At 32.8% G+C, this 11806-nt stretch carries 14 protein-coding genes; 4 read left to right on the top strand and 10 right to left on the bottom strand.

Going from position 1 to position 11806, the window contains the following annotated elements; genetic code table 11:
- The 4 genes from RFW85_RS10655 to RFW85_RS10640 all read left to right on the top strand — a co-directional run.
- Window positions 1–1100 (top strand): APC family permease (locus RFW85_RS10655; RefSeq protein ID WP_309171518.1); only part of this gene is annotated, 1100 nt, incomplete at its 5' end.
- 18 nt (window positions 1101–1118) lie between these two features.
- Entirely contained in the window at window positions 1119–2564 is a 1446-nt protein-coding gene (locus RFW85_RS10650) for an FAD-dependent oxidoreductase (protein WP_309171517.1), read from the top strand.
- Between the two features lie 147 nt (window positions 2565–2711).
- Window positions 2712–4070, top strand: coding sequence for an amino acid permease (locus tag RFW85_RS10645; RefSeq protein ID WP_309171516.1), 1359 nt, complete (start codon window positions 2712–2714; stop codon window positions 4068–4070).
- 376 nt (window positions 4071–4446) lie between these two features.
- A complete protein-coding gene (locus RFW85_RS10640) occupies window positions 4447–4806 on the top strand; it encodes a hypothetical protein (protein WP_002120526.1) in 360 nt (119 codons plus the stop codon).
- Between the two features lie 204 nt (window positions 4807–5010).
- Here the strand turns inward: RFW85_RS10640 and RFW85_RS10635 are convergent, their stop codons facing one another.
- The 10 genes from RFW85_RS10635 to RFW85_RS10590 form a co-directional block, all read right to left on the bottom strand.
- Entirely contained in the window at window positions 5011–5364 is a 354-nt protein-coding gene (locus RFW85_RS10635) for a hypothetical protein (protein WP_309171515.1), read from the bottom strand.
- A gap of 209 nt (window positions 5365–5573) precedes the next feature.
- Window positions 5574–5930: a hypothetical protein gene (locus tag RFW85_RS10630; protein ID WP_309171514.1), complete on the bottom strand. Its 357-nt coding sequence runs from the start codon at window positions 5928–5930 to the stop codon at window positions 5574–5576.
- A 112-nt stretch (window positions 5931–6042) separates the two neighbouring features.
- Window positions 6043–6522 carry a tetratricopeptide repeat protein gene (locus tag RFW85_RS10625; protein WP_309171513.1) on the bottom strand — a complete coding sequence of 160 codons (480 nt, stop codon included), beginning with the start codon at window positions 6520–6522 and terminating at the stop codon, window positions 6043–6045.
- A gap of 288 nt (window positions 6523–6810) precedes the next feature.
- Window positions 6811–7281, bottom strand: a complete 471-nt coding sequence (locus RFW85_RS10620; RefSeq protein ID WP_309171512.1) for a tetratricopeptide repeat protein — start codon at window positions 7279–7281, stop codon at window positions 6811–6813.
- A 172-nt stretch (window positions 7282–7453) separates the two neighbouring features.
- Window positions 7454–8191, bottom strand: a complete 738-nt coding sequence (locus RFW85_RS10615; RefSeq protein WP_309171511.1) for a tetratricopeptide repeat protein — start codon at window positions 8189–8191, stop codon at window positions 7454–7456.
- A 97-nt stretch (window positions 8192–8288) separates the two neighbouring features.
- Window positions 8289–9038, bottom strand: a complete 750-nt coding sequence (locus RFW85_RS10610) for a tetratricopeptide repeat protein (protein WP_309171510.1) — start codon at window positions 9036–9038, stop codon at window positions 8289–8291.
- A 313-nt stretch (window positions 9039–9351) separates the two neighbouring features.
- A complete protein-coding gene (locus RFW85_RS10605; protein ID WP_375143862.1) occupies window positions 9352–10035 on the bottom strand; it encodes a tetratricopeptide repeat protein in 684 nt (227 codons plus the stop codon).
- 186 nt (window positions 10036–10221) lie between these two features.
- On the bottom strand, window positions 10222–10698 hold the full coding sequence (locus RFW85_RS10600; protein WP_309171509.1) for a tetratricopeptide repeat protein: 477 nt from the start codon (window positions 10696–10698) through the stop codon (window positions 10222–10224).
- A gap of 150 nt (window positions 10699–10848) precedes the next feature.
- On the bottom strand, window positions 10849–11289 hold the full coding sequence (locus RFW85_RS10595; RefSeq protein ID WP_309171508.1) for a hypothetical protein: 441 nt from the start codon (window positions 11287–11289) through the stop codon (window positions 10849–10851).
- Window positions 11273–11701 (bottom strand): hypothetical protein, encoded by a 429-nt coding sequence (locus RFW85_RS10590; RefSeq protein WP_272228171.1) that lies wholly within the window; start codon window positions 11699–11701, stop codon window positions 11273–11275. Before RFW85_RS10590 ends, RFW85_RS10595 begins: the two co-directional genes overlap by 17 nt.
- Between the last annotated feature and the right edge of the window lie 105 nt (window positions 11702–11806).

Raw genomic sequence — 11806 nt, 5'->3', positions numbered from 1 at the left:
ACAAAATAATTTACAGGCTCCCTAAAAGTGGTTTTTTTGTCGGTTGGTGTTCACTACTCGACTATTTGTTATTACCCCTCATTAATGTTTTGCTAGCTGCGATTTATCTCACAGCCCTTATCCCAAGCCTGCCTTACTGGTTCTGGGTACTTGTATCAGCAAGCCTAGTCACTTTAGTGAATTGTTTCCGCATTCGATTACTCGCCAATTTAAGCCTGTTGTTTGTATTTGCCCCCATCATACTTATGGTCATTTTTGTTTATTTAGTGATTAAGGGTATTGGCTCGACTCAAGGTTATGAGCATGTGCTTACTTTGGCGCCACTCTGGCATGAGCACCAATCTTTACTCCCCCTCGTTGCGGGTGCCTCAGTTTTGTGCTTTTCATTTTTAGGTTTTGATGCGGTTACCACGCTTTCTAATGAAACCAAACAACCCACCAAAAATATTCCCCGCGCAGTCATGTTAACAACTCTTGCAGGCGGACTGATTTTCTTCACAGCAGCTTGGTTTATTCAACTTTATTTTCCAAACAATCTACGCTTTCAGCATCCATCTGAAGCGTTGCCTGAAATTGTGCTTTACGTGGGTGGTGCTTTTTTCCAATCTGTATTCTTATGCGGACAAATTATGAACACTGTCGCTTCTGGCCTTGCCTCTCATGCCAGTGCTTCACGTTTACTGTATATAATGGGTACCGATAATATTTTTCCTAAAAAGTATTTTGGGACAATTCATATCTCATTAGGTACACCATTTTTTTCGGTTTTGTTTGTTGGTCTTATTTCAATGTCTGCGGTTTTTCTAGATTTAGCCCAAGTCGTAAGCCTCATCAGCTTTGGTGCCCTAGTCGCTTTTACAGCCGTAAATTTCTCTGTTTTTATGAAGTTTTATATTAAAGATAAACAGCGCGCAGGTTTTAAAAACAAATTTCTAAACCTATTTTTACCGCTTATCTCTGTAATCAGCATTATTTGCCTCTGGGTTAATCTTGACTCATCTTCACTGATTTTTGGATGTTTCTGGTTAGCTTTGGGCATTCTCCTATTTATCTATAAAACGATTAAAAAACAAAGTATTGCTATCAGTAATGCTTATTAATTTTTAAGGAACTTCGTCATGAAAATTATTTCTAAACCTCAACTTTTAAAAGACGTGGAATATAAACCAAGTAAATCTCTACAAGTGGGCAAAGAGTGGAGTTGGTTAAATCCAAAGCATGCAAAATTTGACGCAACAACTGTAGAAGGTGCATCGGCAGATAATCCAGCAAACTACTATGAAAGCTCACTTTCTGATTGGCATACTTTTGACAGTTTAAAAGCTGATATTGAATGTGATGTCGTGGTTATTGGCGGTGGTTTATTAGGTTCATCGAGTGCATTACATTTAGCTGAACAAGGCGTAGATACTGTTTTATTAGAAAAAAATCGCATTGGTAGTGCAGCTTCTGGCCGAAATGGCGGACAACTTACCCCCGGTTTAGCTCGCTGGGAAGCTCAAGAAATGGCCGATCGCTTAGGCTATGAAGATGCCAAAAAACTCTGGCATTTTACCTCTACAGAAGCGATGCAACTCATTGATGACATCTCGGAAAAATACCAACTTAACTTTGACCGAAAATATGGTCACATTACTGCCGCCGTTCATGAAGGACATTTAGTTGGCTTAACACAAGGCGCCGACGCACGAAAATATTTAGGTGAAGACCATACCCGCATTGTGGGTAAACATGAACTCATGGACTATATTAAGTCTGATTATTATACGGGCGGTTTAATTGATGAGTTGGGTGGACAAATCCATCCTTTAGCTTTAAACCGTGGCTTAATTTATGGCTTTTGCCAAAATGGTGGTTCTGTTTATGAGCAAACAGAAGTCATTTCGATAGAAGAAAAACCAGATGGTATTTATGTTCATACAGCAAATGCTGTCGTAAAAGCTAAAAAGTCTGTGGTGTTAGCGGTACATCATGCGTCATTTAAACTTTTATCAGAACAAAACAATACCACTATTCCATTTTATACTTATGTTGCAACCACCGCTCCGCTAGAGCTTGATACAAAAGAGCTTCTGCCATTTGGACATCCAGTTTATGACACTCAGTTCCAGATTGATTACTACCGCCCTGTGTTTAATAACCGTTTATTGTTTGGTGGACAAGGCACTGGCACATGCTGGGGTCCAGAGAAAACATTAAATTATCTAGAACATCGAATTCATACGGTTTTCCCGCAAATTAAAAATCTAGAGATGGATTTTGTCTGGAGTGGCACGACCGATTTAACCGTAAATGGTGCAGTCGATAGCCGTAAGTTTGGCAATAAATTCCCAATTTATGCTGTTCATGGTTGGAGTGGTCACGGCGTTGCTCAGACTGTACGTATTGGTAAAGCCATCGCGAATGACTTTGTTGGGCAATCTAACGACTTCGAAATGTTATCTAAAATTGATCATCAAAATATTATTTTTGGTCGTACTCTTGCACCCGTTGTTATTCCACTCGCTAAAAGCATGTATGGTATTGGTGCAATGATTAATCCGGGCAAAATGGTATCTTTCTAATTTATTAAAATAACTGATTTCAAAAAGGGATCCGTATAGCTTTGTACGAATCCCTTTTTATTTAGCCGAGTAAAATCCTTTTCAAACTAGGTTATCCCTAACCAATCTATTACAATAGCACCAGCTTTTTAATTCAGCGCATATATTTTGAGCAACTCATCTTCCCAATTAAAACGTGGACTTAAAAATCGTCACATCCAGTTAATCGCTATGGGTGGTGCTGTCGGGACAGGTTTATTTTTAGGTTCTGCACAAGTCATCCAGTCCGCTGGTCCTTCTATTATTTTAGGTTATGCCATCGTCGGTTTGGTCGCATTTTTAATTATGCGCCAAATGGGTGAAATGATCGTAGAAGAACCTGTGGTCGGTTCCTTTAGTTACTTTGCACAAAAATATTGGGGAAAATTCCCCGGTTTTTTATCGGGCTGGAACTATTGGGTGGTCTATATTCTGGTCGCGATGACTGAGTTAACAGCAGTTGCTAAATATGTGCATTACTGGTGGCCCCACATTCCTGCGTGGATATCAGCCTTATTTTTCTTTGTTTTGGTTACCTGTTTGAACTTAGGCAACGTTAAATTTTACGGTGAATCTGAGTTTTGGTTAGCCATTATTAAAGTTGCGGCGGTCATTGCCATGATCGTGTTTGGCTTATATTTGTTGCTTACCGCGGGTAGTGATTCTATCGCTAGCTTTGCGAACTTGTGGCAGCATGGCGGATTTTTCCCGCATGGGTTCTCGGGCCTGTTTTATATGCTCGCCTTTTTAATGTTTGCATTTGGCGGTATTGAACTGATTGGGATGACTGCCGCTGAAGCAGAGAATCCTGAAAAAAGTATTCCGCAAGCCATTAACCAAGTCATCTTTCGAATCTTGGTTTTCTATGTGGCTTCGCTTGCTATCATCATGTCGCTTATTCCGTGGAATCAGCTTGACCTCGGTGGTTTAGATAAAAGTCCATTTGTGATGATTTTTAGCCAGCTTGGTATTGATTGGGCAGCGCATTTGCTTAACTTTATTATCTTGACGGCTGCCCTATCAGTTTATAACAGTGGCATGTATGCAAACAGTCGTATGTTATATGGTCTAGCAGTACAAGGCCATGCATCCAAAATTTTTACAAAAGTCAGCAAACAAGGGGTTCCAACACCTGCTGTTATCTTTTCTTCTATTCTGATTTTTGGTTGTGTATTGCTGAACTACTTTATCCCAGAAGAAGCTTTAAGCTATCTCATGTACATGGCTGTGGCTGCGCTGGTTTTAAACTGGGCAATTATTAGCTTTACTCATTTAAAGTTTAAACGTGCCATGAAACTTGAAGATAAAGTTGCCAAGTTCCCTGCTCTATTTTCACCTTTGAGTAACTATATTGTTTTGATTTTCATTGGCATGATTTTATATATCATGTGGACTCAAGGGTTTGAAAAATCTGTTATTTTAATTCCAATCTGGATTACATTCATGTTTGGACTATATAAATTTCTGAGTTGGAAAAAAGCACTCTAATATTCAAAAAAGGCTTATTCAAACAGGATAAGCCTTTTATCATTTAACAGTTCGTCACCCGAAGTAACTTCAGAAAATCTATTTAAAAAACCATTCACATTCTATTCATGATTATTGAATTGCTCTCTGCTAGACACATTGATATGTAACCCTTAGTCATTCTAAACATTGGTATTTAATGAGATAATTATTAAAGTACAAGTGTTTACATGATCTATAAATATTTGTGTCAATGTTCAGCTAAAATCAAAGCAGACCAGTTTATTGTTACGATCACTCAATAGGCAAAAGATACTGCATCGCAAGACAGGCTCTTTACCCACTGCACTGATTTAGCCCTCAACTGTGTCAGTCAATGATGAAGACAGGAAATTTTATGGAAAAAGCTCTGCAATGTCCTAAGTGTGGTTCTACAGAAATTGAAGCACGTGACCATGACAAATTACTTAGAACAACTGGCGGTGTTTTACTCACAGCTGCCGGCACAACGGCAGGCACTGTAGGTGGTGCTGCGACTGGTGCTACTGTTGGAGCAGCTATTGGTACTGTTGCTGGTCCTTTAGGTGTAATTGTTGGCGGAACTGTAGGGACTTTTGTTGGTGCCATTAGTGCAGGAATTACTGGTGGTGTAGTTGGTAATATTTTTGGTAAGAAAGCTGGCGTAATAATCGACAAGAATATTTTTCAAGATTATCGCTGTCTAAAATGTAAATACCGTTTTAAGCAAAAGAAGTAATATTTATATAAATTAAGTTCAGGTTTAATTTATTTTTAAAGTAAGGAAAGTAAGCAGATTTGATTGCTTTCCTTCCCATTCGCCTTTTTTCCTAGTGCAAAGAAATAAAAAATAATCTAATAATATTTTTGATCGTCACTATTTTTATATTTAGTTAATCTGGTTCAATAATAGACATGTAGATTAATTTAATTTTTAAAATTCTTAATGAACTGTAAAAGCATAGGTTTTATCGATTTTATTATCGCCACCAGCATAAAATCCTACCCAAATATGAATTGTAAATGTACCTTTATACTTTGGAGTGCCTTTGACCTCAATAACATTATAACCATCTAGATCATTAGTAGGTTGAACTGTTATTCCTAATTCTTTAGGAATATTTGTTTCTAATTTAGCATAATGATCGACAACTTTTCCTCCTGATATTTCTATAGTTTGTTTGTATTCTTGATTAACGTGAGCTATTGGTAAACTATCAGGTGTAATCGTATATTTCTTACCACAACCTGTAAGTATCAATAATATTGAGAAAATAGCGATAAGTTTAATTTTCATTAAAATTTCTCCTTTTTAACAATCAAAGTAAAAAATACTTTCTATTCGAAATTAACTATCACGACTAAAAAGCCTTTCAAATATTAAAATTTATTGTCAATTTGCATTGATAAAAACTATAAATAAAAAATAGCCCATAAATAATAGACTATTTTTTATTTAGAAAGGAGTAAAAGTTTAATTTTAAAAATTATTAATATGTAAGATATTTATTCCTCAACTTTGAGAGTATATGTTTTCTTGATTTCCTTGCCGCCACCTGCATAAAAACCAGCCCAAATATGAATTGTAAATATACCTTCGTACTTTGGAATACCCTTGACCTCAATAATATTATAGCCATCTCGATCATTAGCAGGTTGAATTGTTATTCCTAAATTTTCAGGTATATCTGTTTTTAAAGGCGAACTTGTATCACTAACTTTACCTCCAGAAATCTGAATAAGTTGTCTATACTCCTGATTAACATGAGCTATAGGCAAACTATCAGGAGTAATCGTATATTTCTTACCACAACCTGTAAGTACCAATAAAATTGAAAAAATAAAGACTAGTTTACTTTTCATTAGAATTTTTCCTTTTTTATTACAAACACAAAAAATCAAAATCAAAGGTTCAGAAATAAAATATTTTTATGAATTAAATACTTTCATATACTAATTATTAATCATTAAAATATTATTTATCTTCTATCTCTTTAAGCTTATCTTTAGCTTCTATATTTCCATTAAGGCTAGCTTTTTCCAACCACTCTTTAGCCTCTTTCAAGTTATCACTTTTTTCACTGTTTAATAAGATAAGAGCTAATTGCAACTGAGCATTTTCATGATTTTTATTTGCAGCTAGTCTATAGTAATATTCTGCTTTGCTTAAATCTTTATCTCCCCCCAACCCCCTTAAATAAATAATTCCTAAAGCATTTTGGGCTGATGCATCTCCTTGATCTGAGGCTATCTCGAACCATCTTTTAGCTTGATTATAATCTTTGGGATATCCTTCCTCTCCATTTAAAAAGTTCATCGCAACGTTATATTGGGCATCCAAATTCCCATATTTTGCTAATTGAAATTCATTACTCTTTTCATAAGTAGCACTATAAGCATAAACACAAAAAAATGAAATTAAGATATATAAATTTAAGAATCTTAAAAAAAACATTATCTTAGCCCTACAACCTTTTTACCAATAAATTAATAAAGTATTGATAATTTACAACCTTTTAAACTCAAAAAATTTATTAGTAAACTATCTACTATATTTTGGATGCATTGAACTATTTTGATCACAATAACAACAAAAGGTAATCCACAATCATATCTTAAAATTACCAGATAGGTTATTTTTTAAATCATTCATTAAACAATAATTTTCATTAACCTTAATATTAAAAATAAATATTTTTTACTTTATAAATACTGATTAAGCCAAACTAGCCCTCTTACCTATTCATTTTTCTAAATAAATATCGGCTTTTTGATTCCCGGATAATTTTGCTTTTTGAAACCATTCTTTTGCTGTTTGAATATTTTTTTCAACTCCTTCTCCATTTAGATATCTAATTCCTAATTGCAGTTGACTATCAGCATCTCCTTGTAAAGCAGATTTACGATAATATTCTACAGATTTTGATACATCCTTTTTTGCACCATAACCATTAAGGTACATTATTGCTAAATTATATTGAGATTTTGCATCATTTTGATCAGCAGCTTTTTGATACCAATTAAGAGCCTGTTTATAATCAACATTTAAATCATACTCACCGAATAGATATGCATCACCCATTTGTGACTGAGCACGAATATCTCCCTGTTCTGCTGCACTTTTTAAATTTTCAAATTCAGAATTTGGCGAACTATGAAAGCTACTACAGCCTACCAAGAGAGCAAAAATAAAGAGATTTAAATATTTAATCATACTAGACTCAAGTTTTTAAAAAATACTACTAAAAAATTCGTTCTCAAAAGTAAATCTAATATTCCTTAATACCAATAACAATTTCAATAAAAATATTATATCTCATTAATCATATACTGTTCTGAGTTTAGATAAAATTTATCTAAACTCAGAACAATTTAATAAATATTTATTAGCAGCCACATTCTTTTTTTATAATTTCTATATTTTTGGCCGCCTCTTGATCTCCTTGATCAGCAGCAATCTGAAGTAGTTCAATTGATTTACCAATGTTTTTTTCTACCCCTCTCCCTTCATAGTACATTCCAGCAAGTATTTTAGCGGCATCTCCATCCTTTCCATTTATAATAGCCTGATTATACCAATAGGCAGCCTTTTCATAATCTAAAGGGGTCCCTTCGCCATTAAAATACATATTACCCAAATTAAACTGTGCACTTAAGTCACCCAAAAGAGCAGCTCTATTAAAAAGATTAAAGGCCTTATTATTATCCTGTTCTACACCAACTCCATCCTTATACATTCTTCCTAAAAAATTAATAGCTACTCTATTATCTTTTTTCGAAAGTTCAGAAAAAGTATCTAAAGCCTTGGGAATATTAGTATATTTAGTTCCCTCTGTATAATAAATTATACCCAAATTAGCTTTGGCTTTCTCTTCACCTTGTTCGGCAGCTTTTTCAAACCAATACACAGCTTTATCTAAGTTAACCTTATTACCATTTAATCCTCGTTGATATATAACACCTATATTGTATTGAGTAACTGGGTTACCATTTTCTGCATCTTTTTCATATTTACTTAACTCACTATTGGAGCTTTTGACTTTTATGTTAGAAGTATCACATCCTATCAAAGTTAATGTACTAAATATAAATATTGATAAGAAAACTTTCGTATTATCTCTCATTTAAAACATGCCTTGGTTTGGAAAATCAAGTGGGTGATAACCCATTTTGGATGGAACTTCTGGAACTCGTGGCACTGGAGACTTATGATCATAAATGTTAACTTAAAGCTTTTTCTTTCCAAAAAGCTGCCTTATCCATTGATGGTTGCATATCTTTATTACCTTTATTATACAAATTAGAAAGATTTAAGGCTGCAGATTTATAGCCATGATTAAATGCCATTTCATAATAAATAATTGCATTTTTACTTGATAACTCAACTCCTTCACCATGCTCATATAAATATGCAACATTATTCATTGACACACTATCACCACTATCTGCTGCCAACTTATAGTAATAAAATGCTTTTTCATCATTATTTTTCACACTATCCGAATAGTACAATTCCCCCAAATTATAATAAGACAGAACATATTTCAGCTCTGCTCCTTTTAGGAATAAGGCCTCTGCTTTATCAACATTTTTAGAAATACCATCCCCTTTATAATACATCAAACCCAAATCATTTATAGCAGGGGGATAGTTTCTATTTGCAGCCACATTAAGATAATCATAAGCCTTTCCTAAATCTTTATTCACCCCCAAGCCAAACTGATATATATTACCTAAATTATAAATTGCCTCAATATTATTTCTAGAAACTGCTTTTTCATAATTTTTCCTAGCTTCGATATAATTCTTTTCTACTCCTCTACCATAAAAGTATTTATCTCCTTCTAACAAATAATTCTTAGATGCCAAAACTACATCTTCTTCATTATTTACACTCACATTATTAGATTTAGTACAAGAAACAAAAAATATAGAACTTACAACAAAAATCAATATTCTTTTCATTAACATTACCAATTAACTCCATATGATCCAGGATTAAAATATTCCATAGACGACCCTATTTTAACATGAGGTCCAGAATATATATAATTAATATATTTTTAGTATTTTTCTTCAAAAACCATTCTTTCAAGTCATAAAAAAGAAAAGCTTTACTAATTTCAAGTGAAATTACTACGGCAAATTCTGTGATAAATTTATACATTAATCTTATTTTACTCTTTAAAAACCACAAAATGGTCTAATTAACTAATAAAATCTATTATTAATATATTATCCTGAGCTTAGATATTATTATCCTCACTCAGAACATCTCATTTTCTTAACACCCACATTCTTTTTTTATAATTTCTATATTTTTAGCAGCTTCTTGATCTCCATGATCAGCTGCAAACTGATATAAATTTAGTGCTTTTTCAATATCTTTACTCCCGCCTCTCCCTTCGTAACACATTCCCGCAAGGGTATAAGCTGCATCAATATTTTCACCTGTTTGATATGCTCTTTCAAACCATTTCCTAGCCTCAATAAAATCTTGTTTAACACCTTGCCCCTTAAAATACATTATCCCTAGATTAAACTCTGCACTATTCGATCCTAAATTAGCTGCTTGCTTAAATAAAGATAATGCTTTTATATAATCTACAGCAATATCAATACCATCTTTATATATAACTCCTAATTGATTAATAGATTCAGCATCATTTTTTTCCATCCCTTCTGAAAAAATTTCAATTGCTTTTTTAACATTCTTATATTTTGAATTATCACTAATGTAAATTACACCCAAATTATATTTAGCATCTTCTTCACCTTGCTTAGCTGCTTTTTCAAACCAATACACAGCTTTATCTAAGTTAACCTTATTACCATTTAATCCTTGTTGATATATAACACCTATATTGTATTGAGCAACTGGGTCACCATTTTCTGCATCTTTTTGATATTTGCTTAACTCACTATTAGAACTTTTAACTTTTATATTAGATGAATCACATCCTACCAAAGTTAATGTACTACATATAAAAATTAATAAAAAAAAACTTCATAATTTCAGATTAATACTATTCTGGATTGGCAAAGAAAACTCAAACCTTTATAAAGAAATAATATCTCTATAAAGGTTCAGGAATGAAATATTTTTTCGACTTAAATAAATTATTCTCATAACCAAGTGTTGATTATTAAAATATTATTTATTTTCTATTTCTCTAAGCTTATCCTTAGCTTCTATATTTCCATTAAGGCTAACTTTTTCCAACCACTCTTTAGCCTCTTTCAAGTTATCACTTTTTTTACTATTTAAGATAAGAGCTAATTGCAACTGAGCATTTTCATGATTTTTATTTGCAGCTAGTCTATAGTAATATTCTGCTTTGCTTAAATCTTTATCTCCCCCTAACCCCCTTAAATAAATAATCCCTAAAGCATTTTGGGCTGATGCATCTCCTTGTTTGGAAGCTATCTCAAACCATCTTTTAGCTTGATTATAATCTTTTGGATAACCTTCCTCTCCGTTTAAAAAGTTCATTGCAACGTTATATTGGGTATCCACATTCCCATATTTTGCTAATTGAAATTCATTACTTTTTTCATAAGTAGCACTACAAGCATAAACACAAAAAAATAAACTTAAGATATATAAATTTAAGGATCTTAAAAAAAACATTATCTTAGCCCTTCAACCTTTTTACCTACAAATTAATAAATTAAAACTTTCATTTTCACTTCAAATAGATGTTTATCAGAAGGTTGCTTATATATTTTATTATAATAACCCATTTGGATTAATGAAAAATATAAATAAGATTTCCAAAAATCATTCACACAAATCATCTCCCCACTTATAGTATCGATACAAAACCGTATTAATATCATAATTAGTTATTTTCAATTCTCCACCTTTATAATCTTGAATCTTGCCAAAGTTTGGGTTAACTATATTAATTTTGTTATTTGGACCTAAACAATATGTATTAACTCCCTGCCCTTGCCCTTTTAACACCCATCCATCTTTGTCTAAATACCTGACTATTTTCCCTAATTTCCTAGAGTCTTTAGTAAATTCAAAATAAGAAACTTGTGCTTCATATTTATTTATAGAATCTATAATTTTAATATTATCGCCTAATAATGCTTTCATCTTCACTTCAAATGGGTATTTATCCGCAGGCTGTTCATACACTCCATTAGAACAACCCACCTGTAAAAACAAGAAAAATAATGCTATATATCTGAATAAATTACTCACACATATCATCTCCCCATTTGTTATAGCTATAAGATATAGCGTCAGAATTATAATCTGTTATATTGAGTTTCCCACCTTGGTAATCAAAAACACCTATCATAGTAGGGCTCACAACATTAATTCTATTATTTCTCCCTAAACAATAAGTATCAACTCCTTGTCCTTTGCCTTTTAACACCCACCCATCTTCTTCTAATTGGTTGATTACTTTTTTCAATTTATTAGGATCTTTTTCAAATCTAAAAGAAGAAATTTGAACTTCTGCTTTACGTATTGAGTTCACAATTTTAAGGTTATCCCCTAATAAAGCTTTCATTTTCACTTCAAATGGATATTTATCAGAAGGTTGAGAATAAATTTCACCACACCCAGTAAATATAAAAAGTATAAAAACAACCAAACTCAACTTATTTAACTTCATACTTATTTGCCCCTAACTAATCTCTTAACTTTATCTTTACACTTAAATATTTTTCTACTAAATATTTATTATCGGTAATTCATTTCCACAGTACAATGTCCCTTA

The organism is Acinetobacter sp. 12966 (assembly GCF_031196995.1).
In the GTDB taxonomy this organism is placed as follows: domain Bacteria; phylum Pseudomonadota; class Gammaproteobacteria; order Pseudomonadales; family Moraxellaceae; genus Acinetobacter; species Acinetobacter geminorum.
This window is presented reverse-complemented; position numbering and strand designations above follow the sequence as displayed.